The sequence below is a fragment of the Pedobacter anseongensis genome, from assembly GCF_037482965.1.
Taxonomy (GTDB): Bacteria; Bacteroidota; Bacteroidia; order Sphingobacteriales; family Sphingobacteriaceae; genus Pedobacter; species Pedobacter anseongensis.
Genome location: NZ_JBBHKB010000004.1, coordinates 311366 through 337396, shown reverse-complemented (window position 1 = coordinate 337396; position 26031 = coordinate 311366). Strand labels below are relative to the sequence as shown.

Below are 26031 nucleotides of genomic sequence, written 5' to 3'. Positions count from 1 at the left end.
AACCTCGCAGGTTTAGTTAAGCAATTGGCTAGGAACCTGCGAGGTTGAAATCAGCTAAAATCCTTAAATTTCTCTATTTATGTCCCAGGTTTCAAGATAATCTGCCACCCTACGCACAAAGGAACCTCCCAAAGCACCATCTACCACTCGGTGATCGTAGGATAGCGACAAGAACATCATATGCCTAATCGCAATTACATCGCCAAATTCGGTTTCTAATACAGCTGGTTTCTTTTTAATGGCTCCCACTGCTAAAATCGCTACTTGAGGTTGATTTATTATCGGTGTACCCATTACATTGCCAAACGAACCCACATTGGTTAAAGTAAAGGTACCATTCTGTGTTTCATCTGGTTTTAATTTCAAATTACGTGCACGACTTGCCAAATCGTTTACAGACTTTGTAAGCCCCACCAAATTTAACTGATCTGCATTTTTGATCACAGGCACAATTAAATTTCCACTAGGCAAAGCAGCCGCCATGCCTATATTAATATCTCTCTTTTTTATGATTTGAGTTCCATTAACTGTTACATTAATCATCGGAAAATCTTTAATTGCCCTACTTACTGCCTCGATAAAAATTGGCGTAAAAGTTATTTTTTCATTTTCACGTTTCTCAAAACTACCTTTAACCTTATCGCGCCATTTTACCATATTGGTTACGTCTGCCTCTACAAATGAAGTTACATGAGGAGAGGTATGCTTGCTCATCACCATATGCTCGGCAATGAGCTTACGCATACGATCCATTTCAATAATTTCGTCGCCACCTGATACCGATGTTGCAGGTTGTGGGTTTTGGGTTGTGGGTTTAGGCGTTTGGGTTGCAGGTTGCGAGTGGTGAGGTGCAGGGTTGGGTGCCGAGTCGTTGCTCATTGCTCCTTGCCCCTTACTCGAAATATAGGCTAATAAATCGTCTTTCGTTAAGCGACCATCGGCTCCGCTGCCTTCAAGTTTATCCAGTTCTGCTGTAGAAATATTTTCTTGTGTTGCAATACTTTTTACCAATGGTGAATAAAAGCGATCAGACGTTTTAAAATCCTGCGGTTCAACAAGGGGCTTAGCCAATTGTTCAATACCTGGAACTGCTACTTCGGGATGGTTAACTGGTACTTCAGGAGTAATACTAGACTCAGAACTACCGACTGGCGACTCAAGACCTTCTCCACCTTCTGTTTCAATAAGCGCAATTACTGCACCTACTTGTACTACATCGTCTATTGCGAAAAGTTGCTTTATCAATTTACCAGCCACGGGCGATGGAACTTCAGAGTCTACTTTATCTGTAGCAATTTCCAAAATTGTATCATCTAATTGAATCGTATCTCCAGGTTGTTTCGTCCATTTGATAATCGTTGCTTCAGCAACGCTCTCTCCCATTTTTGGTAACAATAATTCGTATTGAGCCATGTTATTCTAAAGTTATATCTGGTAACAATGCACAAAAATACACCTTTTTCTGCATTTTATCTAAGAAAATATTCTATGCAAGCATAGAAATTAGGTGTTATCCTCCTTCAACAACTTTAATAAAAGCGTAAAAGCAGCTGTTGCAGAACGCTCTATATTCTGAATTCTTTTACTTCCAAAAGTAAATAATTTGGCAATAACCCTTTCCTTGCTTGCTATAGCAATCCAAACCGTACCCACCGGTTTATCGGGCAAGCCACCATCTGGACCCGCGATACCACTCACAGCAATGGCATAATCGGTTTTAAAATGTACGATTGCTCCTTCGGCCATTTCGGTAACCGTTTGCTCGCTTACCGCACCAAAAGTAGTCAAGGTTTCGTGTTTTACACCTAAAACCGATTCCTTTAAATCGTACGAATACACCACCGCACCACCTGCAAATACCGCAGACGAGCCTGCATGTTGGGTAATCAGATGCGAAATATATCCCCCAGTACAGCTCTCTGCAGTAGATAGGGTTAATTTACTTGCTTTCATCTTATCCAAAATAGCCTTTTCAAGGGCTATATCATCCGCCACAACTACATACGGTTCAATTTTGGTTAAAATCTCATCGGCAATTCCAGCAATTTCTCTTTTTAATCGATTTTCATCATCCCCAGTCCCACTTAACCTCAATCTCACTTGCCCCAATTTCGGCAGATAGGCCAATTTAATGTGTGCGGGAATCTTATCTTCAATTTCAGTTAATTCTTGCGCCAAAAAAGACTCGCCCAAACCTGCAGTTAAAATGGTTTGATGAAAAATAAATGGCAAGTTAAACGCTGCCTTTAGGCGTGGAATAATCTCTTCTTCCATTAAATACATCATCTCAAAAGGAACGCCCGGCATCGAAACAATAATTTTCCCATGGTGTTCAAACCACATGCATGGCGCTGTTCCGTTGGCATTTTGTATTACCTTACAGCCATCTGGCACATCTGCTTGGCGAATATTGGCCTCGATCATCGGCCTGTTTAAACGCGCAAAAATAGCAGTAATATGATCTAAAGTAACTTTATCCTGCCTAAGAGGCATGTTAAAATATTTTGCTAAAGTTAATTTGGTTATGTCGTCTTTTGTTGGGCCCAAGCCACCAGTAATTAAAATCACATCGGCTCTATTTTGGGCTTCATTCAACGCATCTACAATATGTGATGCGTTGTCAGAAACTGAAGTAATTTGCTTTACGCCCATCCCAATTTTATTCAGCTCCTTTGCCATCCAGGCCGAATTGGTATCTACAATCTGTCCAATCAGTATCTCATCGCCAATGGTAATTATTTCTGCAAGCATAGTTTTAATTAATACTTTGTGTAGTAGCCTTTACGCTTACTTAATTTTAAATCTTGTAAAATTGCCTCTTTTACCTGAATGGTAATAGAATAACTTTGATATGCACCGAAAGGAATCCAATTTGCATTTAGGGCCCAGCAATGCAAATCTCTATAAATTGCAAACGAAGTATACGAAATATTTTTAGCCTTAAAATCCCAGCCAGAGTTAAATTGGACTTTAATTTTTGGCGTTAAGGCAAAATCGCCATTAAAATTTAACGTATTGCTCACTTGGCGCGTAGCCTTATCGCCTAAAGCATTGAAATATGAAAAACTATATGAAAATGAAAAATTCCAAGGAATATTAAAATCGACAAAAGCATTTGGATCTCTGCTAATAGCCTCCAACTCTGCTAACTGCTCAGGAGTTTTAGCCTGTGTGCCCATTTGGGTATTCAATTCATCCATGTTCTTGTTCTTTCGTTTTACGGCTTCGGGATTAAAGCTATAATCGAACGAGAAGTTAAAATTGGTTAAGCGGGGTAATTTAGCTTCAGAAAACACATAGCGATTTGATTCGAATAATGTTATGCTAGCTGGAATTAAACCAGCCGATGGCGTAATTAGTTTATCAACGAGATAAGGACTAAAACTTCCACTAAAGTTAAAGCCTAGCTTATCGGTAAATTGTGAGCGACCACCAAATCCTAATTGAGATAATTTCTTTTCTGGCGCCATAAAATTATACGATCCCGAAATATTTAAACCTTGAATAATTGGGATTTTCTTTTCTCCACCATTGGTGGTATCCTTTTTAGATTTAATCTTTAACTCTACACTATTATCTAAAGAGAAACTTAAATTGGCTTGTTCCCCTGCCGAAGGACCGCCATATTGTGCTCCTTCAAATATGGAATATTTAAGTTCTCTCTTAGTATAAGGGTCTATTACTGGCGTATCGTCTATACGGGTGCTTCTACCTGGTCTGATGTCGTTATTGTAGTAATAGGCCGTTTTATAATAGCCATACTTGGCAGCCGAAAAATCTGGTTTATACGACAGACTAAAACTTGGTGTCATCACATGTCGAAGCTTCTTCCAGTTTAAAAAATTCTTAAATGCCATTTCACCATAGATTTTTGTGGTCATCCCCATCCCAATACTGTACTCTCCAGCTCTTTTAAATCCGTTAACCGTATCTCTGGCTATACTATCGGTATCTTTAAACCGGCGTTGATTAACAGTTTGGAAATACCATTTCTCATTATAGTTGGTGTTTGCGTTAAAGTTAAAATACTTCAGTAGGTTAAAGGCCATGCTTATCGGTATGTTATGCGCAACACCATTTCTAAATCGTTTTAATCCTCCTTTATCGAATAAAAGATCTTCTCGGGTATTAATGGTATTTGCTGCTTGCATACTGTAGCCCATGGTAATTTTTTGATACCACTGTTGATTGCTTCCTCCAGTTTTAGAACCAAATGGATTTAAGGTCCCCATGTTTAAACTCACCTCTGGCAAGCTTAAGGAAATGGTTTTGTTCTGAGTTTCTTGGTTACTTCTAAAAGCTCCTGTAAAGTTAAATAGTCCATTTGCGAATACCTTGCCATAAGAAATACTCGAATTTAAGGTATTTTGAGCAATGGCATTAATATCGTACGATCCAACAGCCTGATTAACTTGATAGAAATTCGATGTACCGGCATTCACCGAAGCACTGAAAGTTGTACCAGGTCGGGCATTCGCATTTTGAGAATGGTTCCAAGAAATATTAAAGGCAGTTTGCGGCTTGTATTCGGGCGTACCCTCCAAGCCATTTCTAACACTTGAAAAACTCAGATTAACTCCCCCATCGTACTTATAGCGTGTAAGGTACCTGGAAGAAAAAGATAAATCATAACTTCCATTTGTATATACGTTCCCTATTAATCTTCCATCGATATGATCATTAAAAGCTTGGTAATATCCGCCTCCATTTAAAGAGAAACCCCGGGTTGCATCTTGGTTAGGCGTGGGTAAAATAAAACCAGACGATTTTTTATTGGGTTTAGGCAGTAAACTGAAAGGTAATCCGAGAGGGATAGGCGTATCTTCAATGATAAGATACATTGGGCCAGTAATGATTTTATTCTCCGTAAGTATCGCTCTAGTTAACTTAAATCCATAATGCGGATGTGGTAAATTACAAGTACTAAAAACCTGTCCACGTACATGAACCTCATCGTCGGGTTGCTTTTTAGCAATTCCGCCAGAGAAATAACCACCTTGCTGAGCGGTATAAATGGCATCGATAGTGCCCTCTTTTGTATCAAGATTAAAGGTTAATGAATCGGCACTTCCAGTTCCCTCTGCACCCATTTTGAAAATAGGGCGACCAATATACTTACCATTCTTATTATAAATGCCTCGTGCAAAAACAACATTTGTTTCTGTATTATACCTAATGTATGCGGCCTGCAACTCGTAATCACCTTTAATAACTTTAGCATTGCCATAGAGGTGCACAGTTTTCCTCTTTTTATCTACAATAGTCGAATCGTCTGCCGCATATTGAATTTTGTCGTTCAATTCGTTGGGATCACTCTTTTTAGTAGCATCAGTTTGTTGGGTTGTTTGCTGGAATGAAAAATAAGTTGCGGCTTTTATCGTTTTACCAACAAATGTTAGTAAAACCACGGTCAAAATAAAAATGATATCTCGGAATAGTTTCAATTTCGTGTGTGAATGTTATTTTTGTACTATTGTTTTAACCCAAAACGTTCAAAATTAATGAAACCGTCATGATCTTCAAAGTTACACAATGGAATGATAAGATCATGAAAGCTGCATCACAAATAAAAACAAACGTATAAATTCGATGAAAAATATACCATTGGTTAGACAAAATGCAATTTTGAAGCTATTTATTTGCGGGATAATACTATTATTCTCTAATAATCAGCTACTTGCGCAAGAATATAAAATTAAAACAATTGTGATCGATGCTGGTCACGGTGGGAAAGATGGGTCTACTCATGGCGAGTACTCTACCGAAAAAGACGTTGCCTTAAAAACTGCCTTGCGTTTAGGAAAAGTAATCCAAGAAAATATTAAAGATGTTAACGTAATCTTTACGCGTACCGACGATACCTTTGTGCCACTTTATGAACGCATTGGTATGGCTAATAATGCTAAAGCAGACATTTTTATCTCCATCCATTGCAACGATATGCCACTAATTGCTAAAAGATACATTAGCGGATACACCAAAAATAAAAAAGGTAAAAAAGTGCCGGTATATAAAACGAGATACACTAAGAGTACCTCAACACGGGGAACTGAAACGTTCGTTTCGGGGAGCGGAAGGATAAATGAACAAGACGATGCCATCAAAAGAGAGAATGCTTCAATTTTCCTTGAGGATAACTATAAAGAAAACTACGAGGGTTTTAATTCGAACGATCCCGAAAGTGCTATTATTTTATCGCTAATGAAAAACACTTTTCGTGCTCAAAGTTTAAAACTAGCCAAATTTGTTCAGGATGAATATGTAAGTGTAGGGCGAATAAATAGAGGCGTACAGGAGAAAAGTTTAGCCGTTCTTGCTCGTGCAAGTATGCCTGCTATCTTAACCGAAATAGGTTTTATCAGCAATACAGAAGAAGAAGATTATATGAATTCTGAAGCTGGACAAGTTGAAATTACAAAATGTCTTTTAAAAGCAATACAAGCGTATAAGGAGAGTGTTGAAATCTAAATATCACATTTTTTAATGTAAATTCGCAGAAAATTCTAATTGATGAGAAAAAATACAACTTTCATACTTGCACTGCTCTCATTATTTTGTTTGTTGAATAAGGTGGTCCAAGCCCAAGGATACCAAATTAAAACGATCGTTATTGATCCCGGCCATGGAGGCAGATTGCCTGGAGCTAAAGGAAAATTTTCACTCGAAAAAAATGTTGCACTAGAAGTTTCCTTAAAATTAGTGAAAAAATTTCAAGAGGATATGCCCAATGTAAAAATTATCCCAACTCGCAAAACGGATGTTGATGTAAATTGGTACAAAAGAGCAGAAATTGCAAATAATGCGAAAGCAGACCTTTTTATCTCCATCCATTGTAATTCTATGCCTCCAGGTAATGCTCACGTAAAGGGAACTGAAACTTTTGTTGGTGCGTACAGACGAATAAACGAGATGGATGCTGCCTTGAAAGAAAACGAAGAAATTGTTAATGATAAAAACTATAAAAATAATACTGAAGCCATTATTACAGATCCTCAAGAATTAATTAAGCTATCATTATACAAATCGCTTTACAGAGCAAAAAGCCTATCTTTGGCGCAGCTGGTCCAAAAAAATTATACCGAAATAAACAAAAGAGGGAATAGAGGTGTTAAAGAGCAAGGTTTGCTGGTATTACAGCGAACAGCTATGCCATCTATACTTACGGAAATAGGTTTTATTTCAAACCCTGATGAAGAAAAATACATTAATTCAGAAAAGGGTCAAGAAGAAATAGTTGATGCCATTTTTAAAGCTGTTGCGCAGTATAAAAAGGAAATTGAAAATTAATAAACAAACAACGTGAAGATAAAAAATGAAACTAAAGTAGGTGTATTAGCAGCATTTGCTATTGCACTATTAATTATCGGCTATAACTTTTTGAAAGGAAATGCTATTTTTTCAAGCGAAACCGTTTTATATGCAAGATATACTCATGTTGATGGACTAGGTGTTTCAAAACCTGTATTAATTAATGGATTTCAAATTGGAAGGGTAGATCAGCTTACCTTACAACCTAATGGAACCATTATTGCCACCTTAAAGATTAAAGGAAAGTATGACATTCCAAAAAATACAATTGCACGCTTAGAAAGCACCGATTTGTTGGGTGGAAAAGCAATCGTAATGGAACTTGGTAACGATAGAAATTACGCAGTAGATGGAGATACCTTAAATGCAAACGTAGAAAAGGGATTGATGGAAACCGTACAACCTGTTCAGAAAAAAGCAGAGCAGATTATTGCTAAAATGGACTCTATTTTAACGAGTGTCAATTCGATTTTAAATCCAAACTTCCAGAAAAATGTAGATAAGAGCTTTACCAGCATTGCTTCTACACTAGGTGCCCTAGAAGCAACTTCGAAAAAAGTTGATGCTTTAGTGGGGTCAGAAAGCTCAAAATTATCGGGCATTCTTTCGAATGTGGAGGCCATTACCGTTAATTTCAAAAATAATGGGGCAAAAATTGATGCCATACTCACAAATTTAAATTCAGTTACCGATAAAGCAGCGGCATTAAATTTCAAGGCAACGGTAGACAATGCGAATAAAGCAATTGCCGATTTGCAAGGAATGGTTTCTAATCTAAAAGCAGGAAAAGGTTCGTTAGGTAAATTGCTAAATGATGAGGAAATGTATAAGAATTTAACGGATGCTTCGAAAAATCTTGATAATTTGATGATCGATTTAAAAGCAAATCCAAAACGTTATGTACACTTCTCTGTGTTTGGAGGAAAAAATAAGACAGATAAATAAAGTCGGTTATCGTCCCCTTATATTTGATAGGTTTGTCCCTCGATACCTAATTGTGCTCGCTCAAAAACTGTTTTTGCCTCTTCTAAAATCGGCACCAATGTTTTATATCGAGATGAAAAGTGGCCCAAAATTAGCTTTTTCGCACCAACTTTTTTGGCAATTTCAGCCGCCTGTAAGGCAGTAGTATGATGCGTTTCGTTAGCACGGTCTAGCATTTCATGCAAAAATGTTGCTTCATGATACAATGTATCGCAATTTTCGATGCTCCCAAAATACCGTGCGTCCATCAATGTATCCGAGCAATAAGCATAACTTTTCGGAACTGCAGAGTCGATAGTGTAATCGGCATTCAATAATACATCACCATTTGGCAAAGTTAAATCTACCCCTCTTTTTAAAATTGGATAATAGGCTATCGGTACATTTGCAGCCTCTAATTTTTCGACTACAATTTTTCGCAATCGCTTTTTCTCCGTAAACTTAAAACCTGTGCAGGGAATTCTATGATTGAGAATAATCGTCTCGATACGTAGATCCGAATTGTCAAAAATCACGGTCGATTGGTCAGCTTCGACCACATGATAAATTATCTCATATCTAATGCGCGTATCAGAATGCTTAAATTGAAGGTCCAGTATTTCTTTTAAAGCTAGTGGTGCAAAAATATGAATAGGCTTAATTCGTCCATTTAAATGCATACTAGACAAAAGACCTATTAAACCAAAATAATGGTCACCATGCAAATGACTAATAAATACAAAGTCTATTTTCGAGGCTTTTAAGCCAAATTTGATGAGTTGATGTTGCGTACCCTCGCCGCAGTCGATTAAATAAAATTTTTCATTACAGTTAAGCAATTGCGCAGTTGGATTTCTGTTGTAAACCGGAGTAGCAGAACTACTGCCCAAAATGGTTACCTCAAAAGTCATTTACCCTTTATCTACGCTTCCACGCAATTCTTTCTCTATTTCTTCCATAAAGATTAAATCAGTTGCCTCATCTAATTTATTTACAAAAGTTACAGATTGATGTAGATTAGACATTTTAACAATATTTGCTACTGATGCCTGTGTTCCTGTAACGATAAATATACCGCCAGCACTTTTACAAAGCCTATCTCCTACTAACAAGCAACTTAAATCTTGAGAATCATTACATTCTTTTACTTTAGAAAGATCAAGTACAATATTTCGGTATCCTTCTGTATTTAATAAGATAAATTCAGATTTTAATGCGGGTGTATTGTCATTAGTGAATTTAGGTTCATCTAATTTTAATACAACATATTTTTCATGTTTATCTGTAGAAAACTTCATGGTCTTACTTAATTAATTTCATTAACGAAAGTAACGATAATTATTAGGATAATAAATCGCTAATTGCTCTTTTAATATTTTCTTCTATCCTGGAAACGATGCTCGATGATGGGTTTTTAACAAATTTCTCTCCAGTAATCTGCTCATATAATTCTATGTATCGTTCTGAAATCGATTCAACAATTTCGGGTGTCATTTCAGGAACAATTTGTCCGTCTTTACCTTGAAAATTATTTTCTATTAACCACTTACGTACAAATTCTTTCGATAATTGCTTTTGTGCTTCATTATTTTCTTGTCTCTCGGCATATCCATCTGCATAAAAATAACGGGAAGAATCTGGTGTGTGAATTTCATCGATTAAATAGATCGTATCTCCAACTTTTCCGAACTCATATTTGGTATCTACTAAAATCAGGCCCCTTTCGGCAGCCATTTCAGTACCACGCTTATACAAGGCCTGTGTATAGGCTTCCAATTGCTCATAATCAACTAATGATACAATGCCTTTAGCCAAAATGTCTTCTTTCGATATGTCTTCGTCATGACCAACTGCAGCTTTGGTGGTGGGTGTGATGATAGGTTGGGGAAGCTTATCGTTCTCTTTTAATCCCTCAGGCAATTGAACACCACACACACTTCTTTTACCTGAACTATATTCTCTTGCAGCGTGGCCTGCCAAATAACCTCTTATTACCATTTCAACTTTGAAAGGCTCACAAATGCGTCCAATAGTTACCATTTCATCAGGCACTGACATTACCCAGTTAGGTACAATGTCTTGTGTTGCGGCTAAAAATTTAGCTGCAATCTGATTTAGAACCTGTCCCTTAAACGGAATTGCTTCTGGCAAAACCACATCAAATGCTGAGATTCTATCTGTAACTACCATTGCCATTAATTGGTTATCAATAGTATATACATCTCTAACTTTTCCTTTGTAAAAATGGGTCTGCTTTGGAAAACTAAAATGGGTTTCTTTAATTGCTTTCATTGGGGGCGAAATTACATAATTTTTAAGAGAGTCTCAAGTCCTGAGTCGGTAGTCTTGAGTCTAATCTTCTACAAAAAATAGACTCAGGACTGAAGACTACAGACTCAAGACTACTATTGAATGTCTCCGTAAGCTTTCAAAATCGCCTTCACCAATTTATGTCGAACAACATCTTCACCAGAAAGGTAAATAATATCAATTCCTTTAATCTCTTCTAAAATTCGAAGTGCATTATGCAAGCCAGATTGTGCCTTTCGCGGTAAATCGATTTGGGTTACATCGCCCGTTACGATAAATTTAGCGGTTGGCCCCATCCGTGTTAAAAACATTTTCAACTGCAAATCTGTCGAGTTTTGAGCCTCATCCAAGATTACGAAACAATTATCTAGCGTACGCCCACGCATAAAAGCTAATGGTGCAATCTCGATCGTTCTATTTTCTAAGTAGAGTTTTAATTTTTCAGGCGGAATCATATCATCCAATGCATCATAAAGTGGCCGTAAATAGGGATCAACTTTCTCCTTTAAATCGCCTGGTAAAAAGCCTAGGCTCTCTCCTGCCTCAACAGCTGGGCGGGTTAAAATAATACGTTTAATCTCTTTGTTTTTAAGCGCTCGAACGGCTAAGGCTACTGCTGTATATGTTTTTCCCGTACCTGCTGGGCCAATTGCAAAAAGTACATCGTTTTTACCTATGCTTTCAACCATTTTACGCTGATTAGCAGTACGGGCTTTAATCATTAAACCATGATTACCAAAAACGATTACTTCACCATTATTTACAACTGCCGGAATTTCATCAGCCTTTGCTGGAGATTTTTTAGCGCCTAAAATCGAATCAACATCGTTATGCGATAAGGTTCTGTACTTTTCAAGGTGAGCTACCAATTGCTCAAATTTTTGTTCAAAAGCCTTTAATTCAGCCTCATCACCTAACGCTTTCACGTCGTTTCCTCTTGCTACGATCTTTAATTTCGGAAAAGCACCCTTAAGCAATTCATAATGCTCGTTATTTGCCCCCCAAAATTGGACCTGGTCTGTTGTTTCTAATGTTAGCTTTAGTTCGTTCAAAATATTGTATTTTAAATAGAAGTGTATATTTTGATTTAAAAATTGAATATTTGTAGGCGGATTGCCTGTAGACAAGAATAAGAATAAATATTGAATTTTTAATGGCTATTATTACATTAACAACAGATTTAGGCTCAAAAGATTTTTATCAGGCTGCTTTAAAAGGCAGTATACTGAGTATCTTGCCTACAGCTAATCTGGTTGATATTACCCATGAAGTTCCCTCGTTCAATATTTCGTATGCGGCCTTTGTCTTAAAAAACGTTTATCCCTATTTCCCAAAGCATACTGTGCATCTAATTGGTATCGATTCTGTATTTAGCGAAAGCACCAAATATGTAGCCTTAAAGTATAAAGATCATTTTTTTGTTGGGGCAGATAATGGCATTTTCTCTTTGCTTTTTGATGAAAAGCCGGATGAAATTGTAGAACTAAACATTATGCAAGATTTAAAATACTTGCATTTTCCGTTGGTAGATATTTTTGTAAAAGCGGCGACGACCTTAGCTAAAGGTGGGAAATTAAAAGATGTGGGCATACCTACCGACGAAATTGAACAACGTACCCTTTTGCATCCGGTTATTGAGCGCGACATTATTAGAGGAAGTGTAATCTATATCGATACCTTTTGCAATGTAATTACCAATATTACCAAAGATCTTTTCACAAAAATCCAGCGCAATCGCGACTTTACCTTATACTTTAGAAAGAGTGAAACCATTAGCCATCTAAGCTGGCATTACAACGAAGTTCAGGAAGGCGAAAAATTATGTTTATTTGGAATCAGTAACCATTTAGAAATCGCCATTAATAAAGGCAAAGCAAGTGGCTTATTGGGTTTGCATTTGAATGATATTATTAGGGTAGAGTTTCATCCTTGATAGGGTTATGGGTTGTGAGTTGTGGGTGCTTTAGCATGACGAAATAAATAAAAGGCATAAAATTTGCTTGAATACTGAAAAATCAATAATGATCAAGCATTTTCTCTTTTTCTTAGTTTTTACCGTAATTTCTCCTGCTGTGTTTTCCCAAAACACATCTCCTTACGAGGTGCAGCGCGCTAAAATAAATTCACTTTTAGCAGAAAGAAGTACCAAATTTGGTCAATACGATGAAAGTTTAAACACAAGAACGGGAATATTTGGGTTTCAAACCAAACGTGACATTAAAAATTCTAACGAAATTTTACGCCAGATTGCCCTTAATGATAATGCTATTTTTAGGGAATTAAAAGTACTCCTTGAATACAAAGATCTTCAAATGCAGGAAGTGAAAACTGTGGCTACAACGAGCGACGAAAGAATTCAGAACTATCGTCGCACCATCAAAGGACTTCAAGATGAAAACCTAGCCTTAACTACTAAGTTAGAAAAGGGCGAAAAGGGCAAAGATTTAGCCTTTGTACTTTTAGTGCTTTTTGTTATTGCCAATGGGTTTTTAGTATATTTAGTAATGAAGAAGCGGGGCGTTGGACGTTTAGCGTGAAGTGATAGGGATGGCTTTTACATAAAAAACAAAGTTTGAAAAAGATATTATTTAAAATATTGGTAAAATTAAATAAGCTACTCTTACCGAGCTTTTACCGAAAAGACCCAATGAAACTAACTCCTTTGCAGAAAGCCATTTTAGGCTTTAGGTATTGGGTATTGATGAATGCATTAGATTAGTTAACATTCCCACCAAAAATTTAGGTTCTACCCAGGTCGATTTTGGAGGCATCACCCCATTTGCATCAGCAACAGCTATTAATTGCTCAACAGAAGTAGCAAATAGTGTAAAAGCAACTGCATAATTTCCATTGTCGACTTGATGTTGCAATTCTTTAATTGAAGTTTTTCCTCCTTCAAAGGTAATTCTTGCATCGGTTCTCGGATCTTCGATACCTAAAATTGGTTTTAAGACATAATCTTGTAAAATGCTAACATCTAAAACTGAAATAGGATTACTTTCATCATAAATTGGAGGTTTTGGTGTTAACTTATACCACGATTGTCCAACATACATTCCAAATACATGAATAGTTTGCGGTTCAATACTTTCCTCTACTTGCTCGACCATAAAGAATTTCGATATCTCATTCAAAAATTGTGTTACCGAGCGCCCAGCCAAATCTTTTACCATTCGGTTAAATGCTAATATTTTTACCTGATTGGTGTTAAAATAAGCTGTAGAAAAATAATTAAAAGCTTGATGTTCACTGTTTGGAATTAATGTTCGCTTTTGGTTAGCCATTTTAGCCATCGATGCTATTCTGTGATGTCCATCCGCGATATAAACAGACTTTATCTCAGCAAACGCCGCTACAAGCTCCTTTAAGTCGACCAGGGCATCAATTCGCCAAAGGAGGTGTTGTGTCCCATCCTGGTAAATAAAATCAACATCGGGCTTTGTAGCTTGATAGCGAGCAATTAAGCGATCTACTACGTTATTTGGAAAATAAGTAATTAACACAGGATTAGCATCAATTCCAGTTTGTTGGAGGTATTCAGACAGCAATTTCTCTCTCCGTTCAACCGTTAATTCATGTTTTTTGATATTTCCTTTTAAGTAATCATCAATATGCGTTAATGCCCAAATTCCCGTCTGTGTTATTCCATCTTGTTTAACCTGATAAATATAAATACATTGTTTTTCTTCTTGTTGCATTACCTTATCTTCTATGAAGGCTTCTAAATTTTCATTTATTTTCTTGTAAATTAACTCTTGCCTCGAACCACGTAAATATGGATTATCAAGCGCTGGATTAATGAGATGAAGGAAACTGTAAGGATTTTCGGATACCAATAGCCGCGCCTGACCCAGGCTAAAATTTTCGAGCGGTCTGGTTACCACGCTATTTTGTAAGCGCATAACAGGCCTGAAGGCATAAAATGGCTTTATCCTTGGCATACGGAATTTATATTTGGTTATTTAGAGCTTGGGGTATTTAAAGCCCCAAGCTTAGTGCTCTATTTTTTTGCCTTAGCCTTTAAAATGCGCAATAATTAAATTGGCTAATTCTGTGCCTACACGTTCTTGTGCTTCGTTTGTTGAGGCACCAATATGTGGTGTTAACGAAATTTTTGGGTGACTTAAAATTTCAGCTAAGGGATTAGGTTCATTATCAAAAACATCTAAACCTGCAAAAGACACTTTACCCGCATCTAACGCTTCGATTAAGGCATTTTCATCTATCGTACCCCCTCTTGAACAATTTACAATGCCAACTCCATTTTTCATTGCTGCAAATTCGGCTTTGCCAAGGATGGGTTTATCTGCAAATGGGGTGTGTAAAGAAATGAAATCACCATTCGCTATTACTTCTTCAAGACTAACCGTTTGCACTGGAATATCAACATCAATTCCACCTTGAAGATGTAAGGTTATATTTCCATTAAAAGGGTATAAATCGTACGCAAGAACATTCATTCCTAAGCCTAAGGCAATAGTTGCCGTTTCTCTTCCAATTCTACCGAAACCAATTATACCAATGGTTTTACCACGCAATTCAATTCCTTTAGCGTAAGCCTTTTTCAAGTCATTAAATTTCGTTCCACCTTCAACTGGCATTTTTCGATTGCTATCGTATAAAAACCGAACCCCATTAAATAAATGAGAGAAAACCAATTCGGCAACTGACAAAGAAGATGCAGCTGGAGTATTTACTACGGCAAGACCTTTACTTCTCGCATACTCCACATCAATATTATCCATACCAACACCACCTCTACCAATAAGTTTAATGTTCGGACAAGCATCAATCAATTCTTTTCTCACCTTTGTTGCACTCCGTACAGTTATGGCATCGTAATTTAGCAAGGCTGATGAAAGTTGGTCTTGCGGAATGGTTTGCGTATCAACAGTAAAGCCAGCTTCTTCAAGTAGCTTCTTCCCAATTGGGTCTATGCCATCATTGGCGAGGATCTTAATCATATTTATGATTTCACTGATTAAATCGATTACAAAGATGAAGTGTAACCAACTATTTGTTAAAATTTAGTTTACTTATTTTTGCTTTGTAGTTCTTCAAAAGTTTGCATTAAATCGATAAGTGCATGCACACTTGTAATTGGGAGTGCATTGTACATCGATGCTCTAAATCCGCCTACACTTCTATGCCCTGTTAAGCCTTCAAATCCATTATCGTCTGCAAATTTCGCAAATGACTTCTCTAATTCTCGATTCTCCATTACAAAGCACACATTCATTCTCGAGCGATCTTCTACTGCACAGGTGCCTTTAAATAATGGATTTCTATCAATTTCTGCGTACAAAGCGTTGGCTTTTGCTTTATTCTCCTTTTCCATTTCAGCTACTCCACCCTTAGATTTTAACCAGTTCAGGTTAAGCATGGCTACATAAATAGCAAATACCGGAGGGGTATTGTACATGGATCCTCCATCAATATGCACCTTATAATCGAGCATAGATGGGATGCCTCTTCCGCTCTTACCTAAAATTTCGTCTTTTACAATAACGATGGTTAAGCCGGCTGGACCGATGTTTTTTTGTGCACCAGCGTAGATTAAATCGTATTTGGAAACATCTATTTCACGGCTCATAATATCCGAAGACATATCGCACACAATTGGCACTTTGGTTACCGGTAATGTAAACATTTCAGTTCCATAAATGGTATTGTTCGATGTGCAATGAAAATAAGCACTATCTTCAGGAACGGCGTAGTCTTTAGGTATAAATGTATAATTGGAATCCTTTGATGAAGCCACAATATTTGCTTTTCCAAAGCATTTAACTTCCTTAATTGCTTTGTTAGCCCAAACACCGGTTTCTAAATAAGCAGCTGTTTTTCCCTCGGGTAATAAATTCATAGGTACCATGGCAAATTGCAAACTGGCACCGCCTTGTAAAAATAAAACGGAGTATCCTGATGGTACATTTAAAAGCTCTTTCACCAACTTTGTGGTTTCTGCAACTACACCTTCGAATTCAGGTGTACGATGCGAAATTTCTAAAATTGACAATCCATCTTTAAAATCTAAAATAGCTCTAGAGGCTTGTTTAAATACCTCTTGAGGTAAAATACAGGGTCCTGCACCAAAATTGTGTCTCATTATATCTAATTTTTTATGACGGTAAATGTAACAGTTTTGTGCCTAATTATTTGTGATTTTTGAACTTTAAAATCAATTTAAAGTTAATTTGTCGGCCTGTTAAATAATTCGGAATGGCATACTGTACATTATCCACATCTTTTAACCAAAGATATGAGACGGTATTATTAATATCGAGCAAATTAAATACTTCTAAATAGGCTATACACGAAGTAAAATAACGACTTAAGAGTTTAGGTTTTTTAAGACTATTATCGTCTAAAAAATCTTTAGAAAAGCCAATATCTACTCGTTTATACGCAGGAATACTAAAATCGTCGGTATAACGCTCACTCAGTGGCGCTCCAATTGGTAATCTCGAACCATAGAGCATGGTTAAATGTACTTTATAACTATCGCCTTTTAACAATCGATCTTGAAAAAATACAGAGAAATTAACACGCTGATCTGTTGGTCGCTTTAGATAGCCTGGATTAATCGTTCTAAACACACCATTTATATCCTTTTTACGATACGAATCACCAATAACATCTTGGTCTGCCGCCATAACCGAAAGCCTAAAGTAAGACACCAAATCTTTCACAAATTCGCCCCCAATATTAAAATCAGCTCCATATGTACGACCTTTAGCCAGTTGTGTCGACAAATACTTAATTCTCACATTATCGAAAATATAGGGAACTAGTCGGTCTGCGTACTTAAAATACGCTTCGGAACTAAATTTTAGTCGTGTACCCAATCCATCAAAAGCATAATCTAATCCTCCAGAAAAATTATACGATCGTTGTGCTTTTTGATTTTCATTTAATACCCCATCGTAAGACCGAATACTTCTATAGCTTGGCGGCTGCTGATAAATGCCTGCGCTAAAACGGATAATTTTATTGTTGCTTGTAGGCCGGTATGCCAATAACATCCGGGGGCTTAACAATAATTGTTCGGTTAGCGTATTGAAATTAGCTCGAATACCTAATTGAAGGTCAGTATTTCGCGATAAGCTATAGCTATCTTGTACAAAAGAAGTATAATTATTTATCGAGAGAGCATTTGAAACATTAATTGACTGTTCTAAGTAAAATTTCTTGGCGTTGTTAGGCAAAATATAGCCAGCAGAATCAGTTAAGTGATATTCGTTAAGTCGATCATCAAAATTATTTCTTTCGGCTCGTATTCCCCATGAAAACACATGGTTACCAAAATTCTGTTCCGTTTTAATTTCTGAACTTAGCGCTTCAGAATTTAAATTATTTCGTGCATAATTTAAGTAGGTTCCTATCCCTCTATTGGTACTGATTGTTTTTAAGCCCACTCTAGTAAAATCAGTTTGAAGCTCATCAAATAAGTATTTGCCCTCAATATCGAAACGTTCTCGCTCTCGTGTATTAAAATAACTGTTAATCCATTTTATCACTAAATTAGGGCGTGGACTAAACGTGGCCGTTACGGCTCCGCCAGCGGTTCTATACTCGTCTATTTCTTGACCGTTATAAGCTACTTTTAAGCGCAATTGGGTTTCTAATGTCCCAAAAATAGTTTCTCGATCTTCAGGAATTAAGCTAAATCGACCCCCATTTAAATTACCTAAAAAGCTTAAGCTAAACTTATCTGAAAAATTATATTGATAAAGTAATTGGGCATCGCCAAAATTTGGCCGATAACTTCCTTTATTATCTTGGGTACTGAGTACGCTGGTATTATTCTTATACCGCAACCCTAGTAATAAAAAATCTTTCGTTTGTAAATTTTTCAGCACAATCGAAGCACCTAAAAATCCAGCATTTACGCTAAGTTGATTGCTATCTGGTCGATCGTATTTTGCATCGAGAACCGACGATAACTTATCACCATATCTAGCTTCAAAACCTCCAGCCGAAAACTTGGCACGACTTACTAAATCACTATTAATAAAACTTAATCCTTCTTGTTGCCCGTTTCTAATTAATACAGGTTTGTTAATTTCTACATCATTTACATAAGTTAGATTTTCGTCGAAATTACCGCCCCTAACACTATATTGAGAACTTAGTTCGTTATTTGTAGACACGCCTGGAAGTGTTTTAATGATCGACTCGAAGTTACCGGAGACAGACGGTAAAGACGATAAATCGGCAATGTTAATGGTACTCGAATTGCTGAGTTGATTTTGCTTATTGGTAATGGTTACCTGCTCCAATTCGTTCACATTAGCCGTAAGTGTTACTTCTCGCATTATTCTGCCCGCTACCTTTTCATTAACTTTGATTAAGGCTGGCTGATAGCCCAATAGCGCATATTTTAAGGTAAAGGTAGTGGTTCTAGAATAAATGGTATAGCTCCCATTTTGGTCGGTTAACGTAGATTCTTGCTGACCCAATACCGTTATCGTAACTTGTGGTAGAGGTTTAGTATCGACACCAAAAACCGTACCTGTAACTTTTACCAACGGTTGGGCATTTACCAATGTAAAGCCTAATAACATGACAAAAATGAACAGGCGAAGCTTGAGCATTCAAAAAATTAAATTTGCTGTGAAACAATACTCGCATTCTTTAGCTCAGCGATCATGCTCACTGGATCGGGTGCTGCAAAAACTGCATTTCCGGCCACAAATGCATTTGCTCCTGCCTTAACTAAACTTTCAATGTTCGAGATGCTCACGCCGCCATCTACTTCAATAATGAGATTGGAGTTAACTTGTAAGGTAAGCTGTCTCAGTTCCGCAATTTTATAGAGCGTTTGAGGGATAAATTGTTGCCCGCCAAAACCTGGGTTTACCGACATAATTAATACCAGGTCTAAGTCCACCAAAATATCTTTTAACAGGCCAACAGGGGTATGCGGATTTAAAGCTACCCCTGCTTTGCACCCTGCAGCTTTGATTAATTGAATAGTTCTGTGCAAATGCACACAAGCTTCGTAATGAACAGTGATGATTGCCGCACCAGCTTTAGCAAATTCCGTAATGTACTGATCGGGATTAACAATCATTAAATGAACATCTAATGGCTTTTTAATATGCTTTTTTATTGAATTTAGCACTGGAAAACCAAAAGAAATATTAGGTACAAATACCCCATCCATAATGTCAATATGAAGCCAATCTGCTTCACTTTCATTAATCATTTCGCAATCGTGTTGTAAGTTTGCAAAATCGGCAGCAAGCAAAGATGGGGCGATGATGTGTTTCATATTCAAGAGTACTTGTTGCAAGTTACAAAATTTTTACTTTATTCGTCATATCGAACGTAGCATAGCGAGGAGATATCCATTCATTTATTGAACAAAAAACCCTTCCAGTGAACTGAAAGGGTTTTGAAATATTCTCGGACATTCGGACTTCCCGAATCCGGACCATAAGCTTAAGACTGAGGAGCCGGTCTTTCTGGTCTAGGCAACAAAACTTTACGAGAAAGTTTCATTTTACCTTGTTTATCTACATCAAGCAATTTAACTTCTAATTTATCGCCTTCTTTTAACACACCATCCATGGTTTCCAAACGTTCCCAAGAGATTTCTGAAATGTGCAATAAACCATCTTTACCTGGCATAATTTCAACAAAAGCACCAAATGGCATGATCGATTTTACTTTACCTTGGTAAGTTGCACCAATTTCCGGCTTAGCAGCAATCGCATTAATACGTGCTACTGCAGCATCAATTGCCGCTTTATTATCTGCAAAAATTTCTACGATACCTTTGTTACCAACTTCTTCGATAGAAATTGAAGCACCAGTTTCGCGTTGCATTTCCTGAATAATTTTACCACCTGGGCCAATTACAGCGCCGATAAATTCTTTATCGATACTTAATGAAACAATACGTGGTGCATGAGGTTTGTAGTCTTCGTTCGGTGCAGCAATAGTTTTCTTCATCTCACCTAAGATGTGTAAACGACCTTCCTTAGCTTGCAATAAAGCTTTAGTTAATACTTCGTAAGATAAACCATTGATTTTTAAGTCCATCTGACAAGCAACGATACCCTTATCCGTACCCGTAACTTTAAAATCCATATCACCTAAATGATCTTCATCACCTAAAATATCAGAAAGAATAGCATATTTTCCAGTTTTCTCATCCGTAATTAAACCCATTGCAATTCCAGAAACCGGAGATTTGATTTTAATACCAGCATCCATTAGCGCTAATGTACCTGCACAAACGGTTGCCATTGATGATGAACCATTTGATTCTAAAATATCAGAAACGATACGGATAGTATATGGATTAGCTTCGCCTTCAGGTAAAACTTTCTTTAACGAACGTTGCGCTAAAGCTCCGTGACCAATTTCTCTGCGACCAGCGCCTCTATTCGGTCTAACTTCACCAGTTGAAAAGCCCGGGAAATTATAGTGCAATAAGAATTTGTTATAACCATTCACGAAAGCACCATCAATCATCTGCTCATCGTCTTTGCTACCTAAAGTAACTGAAGTTAACGATTGGGTTTCGCCCCGCGTAAATACCGCTGAGCCGTGTGCTGCTGGTAAATAACCTACTTCACTCCAAATTGGACGAATTTCTGTAGTTTTACGGCCGTCTAAACGGATGCCTTCATCTAACAATAGATTTCTAATCGCATCGTACTGTACATCATGATAATAATGTTTGGCCATTGCTTTCGTTAAATCTTCAGTATCTTCTGGCATAGCCTCAAAAAACTCATTAATGATGGCCGTGAAACCAGCTTTACGTTCGTCTTTGTTTGAACCCGATTTTGCAATTGCATATACCTTATCATAAGTATCAGCAAAAACTTTAGCTCTTAAATCAGCATCGTGATCTTCGTGGCTATATTCACGTTTTACAGTTTTACCTGTTGCTTCTGTTAATTCTACTTGAACTGCACATTGAACTTTAATAGCATCATGCGCAAATTTCAACGCTTCAACCATTTCATCTTCCTGAATTTCATCACACTCACCCTCAACCATGCCGATATCATGAGCCGATCCAGCAACCATAAATTCTAAAGTTGCACGTTCTAAATCGCTAGCCAATGGGTTGATTACCAATTTACCGTCAATTTTAGCTACACGCACTTCTGAGATTGGTCCGTTAAAAGGAATATCAGAAACTGATAAAGCTGCAGATGCTGCTAAACCCGCTAAACAATCTGGCATAATATTTTTATCAGCCGAGATTAATGAAATCATTACTTGTGTATCTGAGTGATAATCTGAAGGGAACATCGGACGTAACGCTCTATCAACCAAACGAGAAATTAGCACTTCGTAGTCTGATAATCTTGCCTCGCGACGTAAAAACCCGCCTGGAATACGGCCAGTTGCCGCATATTTTTCTTGATAATCTACCGATAAAGGTAAAAAATCGGTACCTGGTTTGGCACCTACTGTGGATACAACTGTTGCTAACAACATGGTATCTCCCATTTTAACCACTACAGCACCATCAGCTTGTTTCGCTAATTTACCTGTTTCGATTTCTACAATTCTTCCATCGCCCAAATCGAACGATTTTTTTATTACATTCATTTAAAAGTAGTTGTGGCCTATTTTTCCTCTTTTTAATAGACCTTGTTTATATATTTATTTTTGAGTATTAACTAAAAAAAGCCACTCTAATAGAATGGCTTTTAAGGATAAAAACTTCTTATTTAATGATATCTCTTAACTGTAAAGCTTTGATGATAGCACGATAACGAGTAATATCTTTTTTAAATAGATAAGCTAAAATACCGCGGCGTTTACCTACTAATTTTTGAAGTGATAACTGTGTAGAGAAATCTTTACGATTTTTCTTTAAGTGTTCTGTTAAGTGCGCAATACGGTATGTAAATAACGCTACTTGACCTTCTGCAGAACCAGTGTTGGTTGCTACTTCGCCGTGTTGTTTAAAGATTTCGGCTTTCTTTTCTTTACTTAAATACATTCTTGAATGATACTAAAGTTTATAAATTAATTAATTGAGCGCAAAGATACTTCATAATTAGCTAATTAGCAAATTTGATGATTAGCTAATTTGGGGCATTGAATTAGGGACATAATGGACAGGTAAATAGCCAAAATCTATCAATTCTTGATGATTTCTAATTTTTTTAACCGCTCCGTCACGCAACAATATTAAGGAGGTTGAGACTTCTAAAACATTAATGTAATCGTGATCAGAGATGAGAATACCTTTTTCTTTTGCCATCAGTTTAATTTCCTCCTTTATAATTCCGATAGGCAATGGAGCTAAACCATTAAACGGCTCGTCGAGTAATATGTATTTAGATTTACCATACAGGATCAAAAATATTTCAATCAATCTTCTTTCGCCACTAGACAATTCATTGCTTTTTACAGACAGAAAGGGTTTGATTTGTGCTTTCTCAAACAAGATCGCTGCGTTTTTCAAGTCGCAAAATACCTTTATTATCTTTTCGATGCTGATGTGCGTAGGTAAGAAATTATCTTGCGCCAAATATTGTATTAAATATTTGCTATCAGATACCGTTTTAACACATACATCATCTACTTTAATGTACTTGTGATTGGCTTTCAAGGTTCCAAAAATAATTTTCATTAAGGTAGACTTTCCAGATCCATTTCTTCCTAAAAGGCCAATAATTTCCCCGGGTCGCATGGTGATAAAAACATCGGTTAAAACTTGGCGCAAACCAAAGTCTTTAGTTATGCTATCCGCAATCAAAGCACTCATATCATCATTAGAATTAAACCAATGGCCAAACTTACCACTACGGTGTTAACCCACAGATTGAATTTACTTATCCCTAAATTAGCATAGAAATAGTATTCATTTGGCCGGCTCATATCGTAAAATAATAGGTGTAATGCAGGCGTTAGGAACATGTAAGCAATACCAACTCCAAAACTAAACTTAATTGGCGTTGCACCAAGAAAAGCTAATAAAATTGACAGCACTAGGGATGGAAGAATAAGTTTTTTATAGAAAAGCCACAAAGCAACGAATGTATGCATGTACTAGAATTACTTTTTATTAATGTTTCTGATAGCAATAGCATTTATGACTATTTTATAAAAAGACATAAGTTCAGCAAAAGATATGTTTTTTTTACCAGATATAGCTACGAATTTACGTTCTCCTTCTGAGGCAACTTGCTCACGAAGGGTACGGATATCATTTAATTTTAACTGCCCATTCTTTACATAAAGATACCATTTACTTAGCTAATTAACAAATTTGATGATTAGCAAATTTGTATATTTGCCAAACATGATCAAAAACCAATATAGCATTTTCGAAAGCGAATTAACTGTCCGTCCAGACGATATCGACATGTTTAACCATGTACATAACAGCAAATACTTGGATTATGTGTTGGCCGCCCGCTATGAGCAAATGGATAAATTTTACGGAATGAGTTGGGAACACTTTGCTAAAAATGGATATGGATGGGTAGTAACCAAAGTAACCATCAGCTTTAAGCGTGCACTTTTAATGGGCGATGTGATGCAGATCAGAACAGGCATTCTCGAAATGAACGAAAAAGGTTGTACAGTACAATTCGAAATCATCAACAAAGAAACAGGTAAAGTGGCTTCAGATGGTGTTTTTGATTATGCAATGATCGATTTAACAACCAAAAAGGCATGCAAAGTAACCACCGAAATGATTAAAGCCTACAGCATTTAAGCCAGCTCTTTTAAATCGAGTTTTGGGTAATAACGTATAAAAACCATTACAGCAATTAGCCCTAATCCAATGCTAAAAATCACATAATAGCCAGCTAAAATAGTGAGCATTGTACCGAAAAAGAAGAACAACAGGTACTTCATATATCGATCCATATCAGCTTTTAAGAGATATACTAAAACGAATAAGGAAAACAACGTTGATAAGCAGAAAATTGTGGCAACTCCTACCCGAAGTACATAAAAATGAGTTAACCAACTCAACAAACTTAATTCGGGGATCAATAAAATGAACAAAACTAATAACCAATAGGTTAATCGTTTTAATGTAGTAAAATTTAAACTCCTTGCAAAAGATAAAAAGGTGGCATCGAATTTTGCCCAGTTCACTAAAAGTACGGCGTGACTTAATACCACGGCCATCATTGCCGTTAAAAACACCCTGATATCATCCCCAACATCGGCAAACATCCACAGAATAGATTTAAAGGCTAGTAAAGAAACCAATTTACACGCAAAGAGCATTAACGGTTGCTCGTTAAACAGGTAAAATAAGGGCCAAGACCAAAACGGTTTCTTTGTTTTAATTAATCCCGCATTTAGCCAAGTTTTTCCTGGGCTAAAATTGTAAGTACTCGTTTTAACGATTAAGAAAGAAAATACAGCGAATATTCCAGATAGCCCAGTTATGGTTACAAAAAAAGTAAAAAGGTATTGATGCCGAATCGAGATATATAAAATTAGTGTAGCATGGCATAAAATGGGCATCAGCATAAATGCTCCAACTTTTAGCCAAATTTGATGCTGTGGAGCTATGTTAAGCTTAGTTAAATCTGTAGCAAATTTGAATGTTGGCAAGGCCAATTTCTGCTTTACAAATAAATAACACTTTATGGCATAAACTATCCATACTAAAAAAACGAGCAGCAATACTAGAGGCGACGAGCAAATGGCAATTAATAAAGCGTAGTGATAACTAATTAACTGAGCCCCTTCTACCGCACCGAATAAGAGATAGCAAATTACTAAGAACAGACCGGCATGCTGTTCATAAAATGCAAACACAATGGTTCTGGTTAGCAATTTTAGCACGGGCTAATGGTTTTATTCTTGATTTGAAAAATTCCATCGATTTTTAGCCTTTTCTCATCAATTTCTTGATGCGAAGACAATAGAAAGCTTTTACCTTGTTTTGCTTTTAAAGAAATCAGATGGTATAATTTCGCTGCCGATTCTACATCAATTGTAATTAAAGGTTCGTCTAAAATATAGAGTTCAGCCTCGCCGATAAAGGCACAAATTAGCGAAAGTTTTTTAAGCATTCCACTCGAATAACCACCGATTTTTTGATCTAAAAACTCGGTCATTTCAAAAATTGTCACTAGTTCATCAATAACAGGTTGCTGTGCTTTTCGCACTTCTTTATAAAAATTAATTAACTCTTGGCCAGTTATAAAGGATGGGTATTGGGGCTCCGCCTCGGCATAACTTATTTTTGACCGAAAGTTAATCGGGTCTTTTTTTAAATCGATGCTATCTAGAAAAACTTGCCCGCTAAAGGGGGTTTGACCAGCTATAATACGAAACAAGGTAGTCTTACCAGTACCATTACCCCCCTTTAACCAAAACACTCCAGCATTTATCTTCCACTGTTCGAATGCTAAGATGATATTGGAACCGTATTTTTTATTGATTTTTTTAAGGATTAGATTTTGCAAATTCTGATTTTTTTATTTTGATGCTCCAATC

Annotated in this window: 24 protein-coding genes; 6 read left to right on the top strand and 18 right to left on the bottom strand. The window is 36.8% G+C overall.

The features are described from left to right. Positions 1–63: 63 nt before the first annotated feature. The 3 genes from WG904_RS15575 to WG904_RS15565 all read right to left on the bottom strand — a co-directional run bounded on the left by WG904_RS15575 (position 64) and on the right by WG904_RS15565 (position 5444). Entirely contained in the window at positions 64–1413 is a 1350-nt protein-coding gene (locus tag WG904_RS15575; protein ID WP_339580261.1) for a dihydrolipoamide acetyltransferase family protein, read from the bottom strand. 90 nt (positions 1414–1503) lie between these two features. Further along, entirely contained in the window at positions 1504–2751 is a 1248-nt protein-coding gene (locus WG904_RS15570) for a competence/damage-inducible protein A (RefSeq protein WP_339580260.1), read from the bottom strand. A gap of 8 nt (positions 2752–2759) precedes the next feature. Next, on the bottom strand, positions 2760–5444 hold the full coding sequence (locus WG904_RS15565) for a putative LPS assembly protein LptD (protein WP_339580259.1): 2685 nt from the start codon (positions 5442–5444) through the stop codon (positions 2760–2762). 145 nt (positions 5445–5589) lie between these two features. On the opposite strand from WG904_RS15565, the gene WG904_RS15560 reads away from it, so the two are divergent. Genes WG904_RS15560 through WG904_RS15550 form a run of 3 tightly spaced genes read left to right on the top strand, consistent with a single transcriptional unit; the run spans position 5590 to position 8253 of the window. Beyond that, on the top strand, positions 5590–6468 hold the full coding sequence (locus tag WG904_RS15560) for an N-acetylmuramoyl-L-alanine amidase family protein (protein WP_339580258.1): 879 nt from the start codon (positions 5590–5592) through the stop codon (positions 6466–6468). 42 nt (positions 6469–6510) lie between these two features. Next, positions 6511–7287, top strand: coding sequence for an N-acetylmuramoyl-L-alanine amidase family protein (locus tag WG904_RS15555; protein WP_339580257.1), 777 nt, complete (start codon positions 6511–6513; stop codon positions 7285–7287). A 12-nt stretch (positions 7288–7299) separates the two neighbouring features. After that, the gene (locus tag WG904_RS15550; RefSeq protein ID WP_339580256.1) at positions 7300–8253 is read left to right on the top strand and encodes an MlaD family protein; all 954 of its coding nucleotides are present in this window, start codon (positions 7300–7302) and stop codon (positions 8251–8253) included. Between the two features lie 17 nt (positions 8254–8270). Here the strand turns inward: WG904_RS15550 and WG904_RS15545 are convergent, their stop codons facing one another. The 4 genes from WG904_RS15545 to WG904_RS15530 form a co-directional block, all read right to left on the bottom strand. Then, positions 8271–9182, bottom strand: coding sequence for a ribonuclease Z (locus WG904_RS15545; RefSeq protein WP_339580255.1), 912 nt, complete (start codon positions 9180–9182; stop codon positions 8271–8273). After that, a complete protein-coding gene (locus WG904_RS15540) occupies positions 9183–9569 on the bottom strand; it encodes an STAS domain-containing protein (RefSeq protein WP_339580254.1) in 387 nt (128 codons plus the stop codon). 43 nt (positions 9570–9612) lie between these two features. Beyond that, positions 9613–10563 carry a phosphoribosylaminoimidazolesuccinocarboxamide synthase gene (locus WG904_RS15535; RefSeq protein ID WP_339580253.1) on the bottom strand — a complete coding sequence of 317 codons (951 nt, stop codon included), beginning with the start codon at positions 10561–10563 and terminating at the stop codon, positions 9613–9615. Positions 10564–10676: 113 nt separating this feature from the next. Beyond that, positions 10677–11633, bottom strand: coding sequence for a PhoH family protein (locus WG904_RS15530; RefSeq protein ID WP_339580252.1), 957 nt, complete (start codon positions 11631–11633; stop codon positions 10677–10679). A 101-nt stretch (positions 11634–11734) separates the two neighbouring features. Between WG904_RS15530 and WG904_RS15525 the strand changes: the two genes are divergently transcribed. Both WG904_RS15525 and WG904_RS15520 read left to right on the top strand, forming a co-directional pair. Further along, positions 11735–12514 carry an SAM hydrolase/SAM-dependent halogenase family protein gene (locus WG904_RS15525; protein WP_339580251.1) on the top strand — a complete coding sequence of 260 codons (780 nt, stop codon included), beginning with the start codon at positions 11735–11737 and terminating at the stop codon, positions 12512–12514. Between the two features lie 88 nt (positions 12515–12602). After that, entirely contained in the window at positions 12603–13118 is a 516-nt protein-coding gene (locus tag WG904_RS15520) for a hypothetical protein (protein ID WP_339580250.1), read from the top strand. Between the two features lie 147 nt (positions 13119–13265). On the opposite strand, the gene WG904_RS15515 is transcribed toward WG904_RS15520, so the two are convergent. The 9 genes from WG904_RS15515 to WG904_RS15475 all read right to left on the bottom strand — a co-directional run bounded on the left by WG904_RS15515 (position 13266) and on the right by WG904_RS15475 (position 23607). Next, positions 13266–14522: a DUF1015 domain-containing protein gene (locus tag WG904_RS15515; RefSeq protein ID WP_339580249.1), complete on the bottom strand. Its 1257-nt coding sequence runs from the start codon at positions 14520–14522 to the stop codon at positions 13266–13268. 72 nt (positions 14523–14594) lie between these two features. Continuing rightward, positions 14595–15545 (bottom strand): D-2-hydroxyacid dehydrogenase, encoded by a 951-nt coding sequence (locus tag WG904_RS15510; RefSeq protein WP_339580248.1) that lies wholly within the window; start codon positions 15543–15545, stop codon positions 14595–14597. 68 nt (positions 15546–15613) lie between these two features. Then, positions 15614–16687, bottom strand: coding sequence for a 3-phosphoserine/phosphohydroxythreonine transaminase (serC, locus tag WG904_RS15505; protein ID WP_339580247.1), 1074 nt, complete (start codon positions 16685–16687; stop codon positions 15614–15616). 46 nt (positions 16688–16733) lie between these two features. Beyond that, the gene (locus WG904_RS15500) at positions 16734–19175 is read right to left on the bottom strand and encodes a TonB-dependent receptor (RefSeq protein ID WP_339580246.1); all 2442 of its coding nucleotides are present in this window, start codon (positions 19173–19175) and stop codon (positions 16734–16736) included. 8 nt (positions 19176–19183) lie between these two features. Next, the gene (gene rpe / locus WG904_RS15495; RefSeq protein WP_339580245.1) at positions 19184–19855 is read right to left on the bottom strand and encodes a ribulose-phosphate 3-epimerase; all 672 of its coding nucleotides are present in this window, start codon (positions 19853–19855) and stop codon (positions 19184–19186) included. Between the two features lie 170 nt (positions 19856–20025). Next, positions 20026–22158, bottom strand: coding sequence for a polyribonucleotide nucleotidyltransferase (gene pnp, locus WG904_RS15490; protein ID WP_339580244.1), 2133 nt, complete (start codon positions 22156–22158; stop codon positions 20026–20028). Positions 22159–22276: 118 nt separating this feature from the next. After that, a complete protein-coding gene (rpsO, locus tag WG904_RS15485) occupies positions 22277–22555 on the bottom strand; it encodes a 30S ribosomal protein S15 (protein WP_339580243.1) in 279 nt (92 codons plus the stop codon). Between the two features lie 81 nt (positions 22556–22636). Continuing rightward, positions 22637–23326: an ATP-binding cassette domain-containing protein gene (locus WG904_RS15480; protein WP_339580242.1), complete on the bottom strand. Its 690-nt coding sequence runs from the start codon at positions 23324–23326 to the stop codon at positions 22637–22639. Further along, positions 23323–23607 carry a hypothetical protein gene (locus WG904_RS15475; protein WP_339580241.1) on the bottom strand — a complete coding sequence of 95 codons (285 nt, stop codon included), beginning with the start codon at positions 23605–23607 and terminating at the stop codon, positions 23323–23325. Before WG904_RS15475 ends, WG904_RS15480 begins: the two co-directional genes overlap by 4 nt. 226 nt (positions 23608–23833) lie before the next feature. On the opposite strand from WG904_RS15475, the gene WG904_RS15470 reads away from it, so the two are divergent. Beyond that, positions 23834–24283 (top strand): acyl-CoA thioesterase, encoded by a 450-nt coding sequence (locus tag WG904_RS15470; protein ID WP_339580240.1) that lies wholly within the window; start codon positions 23834–23836, stop codon positions 24281–24283. Here the strand turns inward: WG904_RS15470 and WG904_RS15465 are convergent. After that, the gene (locus WG904_RS15465; protein ID WP_339580239.1) at positions 24280–25374 is read right to left on the bottom strand and encodes a hypothetical protein; all 1095 of its coding nucleotides are present in this window, start codon (positions 25372–25374) and stop codon (positions 24280–24282) included. The genes WG904_RS15470 and WG904_RS15465 overlap by 4 nt on opposite strands. After that, positions 25368–26000: an ABC transporter ATP-binding protein gene (locus WG904_RS15460; protein ID WP_339580238.1), complete on the bottom strand. Its 633-nt coding sequence runs from the start codon at positions 25998–26000 to the stop codon at positions 25368–25370. The genes WG904_RS15465 and WG904_RS15460 overlap by 7 nt, the downstream gene beginning before the upstream one ends. Positions 26001–26031: the final 31 nt, after the last annotated feature.

What these genes read in the sequence shown, in the direction of transcription:
- rpsO (WP_339580243.1), bottom strand. Translation starts at nt 22,555, where the DNA reads ATGTATTTAAGTAAAGAAAAGAAAGCCGAAATCTTTAAACAACACGGC.
- WG904_RS15470 (WP_339580240.1), top strand. Translation starts at nt 23,834, where the DNA reads ATGATTAGCAAATTTGTATATTTGCCAAACATGATCAAAAACCAATAT.
- WG904_RS15480 (WP_339580242.1), bottom strand. Translation starts at nt 23,326, where the DNA reads ATGAGTGCTTTGATTGCGGATAGCATAACTAAAGACTTTGGTTTGCGC.
- WG904_RS15560 (WP_339580258.1), top strand. Translation starts at nt 5,590, where the DNA reads ATGAAAAATATACCATTGGTTAGACAAAATGCAATTTTGAAGCTATTT.
- WG904_RS15510 (WP_339580248.1), bottom strand. Translation starts at nt 15,545, where the DNA reads ATGATTAAGATCCTCGCCAATGATGGCATAGACCCAATTGGGAAGAAG.
- WG904_RS15475 (WP_339580241.1), bottom strand. Translation starts at nt 23,607, where the DNA reads ATGCATACATTCGTTGCTTTGTGGCTTTTCTATAAAAAACTTATTCTT.
- WG904_RS15540 (WP_339580254.1), bottom strand. Translation starts at nt 9,569, where the DNA reads ATGAAGTTTTCTACAGATAAACATGAAAAATATGTTGTATTAAAATTA.
- WG904_RS15515 (WP_339580249.1), bottom strand. Translation starts at nt 14,522, where the DNA reads ATGCCAAGGATAAAGCCATTTTATGCCTTCAGGCCTGTTATGCGCTTA.
- WG904_RS15535 (WP_339580253.1), bottom strand. Translation starts at nt 10,563, where the DNA reads ATGAAAGCAATTAAAGAAACCCATTTTAGTTTTCCAAAGCAGACCCAT.
- serC (WP_339580247.1), bottom strand. Translation starts at nt 16,687, where the DNA reads ATGAGACACAATTTTGGTGCAGGACCCTGTATTTTACCTCAAGAGGTA.
- WG904_RS15575 (WP_339580261.1), bottom strand. Translation starts at nt 1,413, where the DNA reads ATGGCTCAATACGAATTATTGTTACCAAAAATGGGAGAGAGCGTTGCT.
- WG904_RS15500 (WP_339580246.1), bottom strand. Translation starts at nt 19,175, where the DNA reads ATGCTCAAGCTTCGCCTGTTCATTTTTGTCATGTTATTAGGCTTTACA.
- WG904_RS15525 (WP_339580251.1), top strand. Translation starts at nt 11,735, where the DNA reads ATGGCTATTATTACATTAACAACAGATTTAGGCTCAAAAGATTTTTAT.
- pnp (WP_339580244.1), bottom strand. Translation starts at nt 22,158, where the DNA reads ATGAATGTAATAAAAAAATCGTTCGATTTGGGCGATGGAAGAATTGTA.
- WG904_RS15570 (WP_339580260.1), bottom strand. Translation starts at nt 2,751, where the DNA reads ATGCTTGCAGAAATAATTACCATTGGCGATGAGATACTGATTGGACAG.
- WG904_RS15545 (WP_339580255.1), bottom strand. Translation starts at nt 9,182, where the DNA reads ATGACTTTTGAGGTAACCATTTTGGGCAGTAGTTCTGCTACTCCGGTT.
- WG904_RS15520 (WP_339580250.1), top strand. Translation starts at nt 12,603, where the DNA reads ATGATCAAGCATTTTCTCTTTTTCTTAGTTTTTACCGTAATTTCTCCT.
- WG904_RS15555 (WP_339580257.1), top strand. Translation starts at nt 6,511, where the DNA reads ATGAGAAAAAATACAACTTTCATACTTGCACTGCTCTCATTATTTTGT.
- rpe (WP_339580245.1), bottom strand. Translation starts at nt 19,855, where the DNA reads ATGAAACACATCATCGCCCCATCTTTGCTTGCTGCCGATTTTGCAAAC.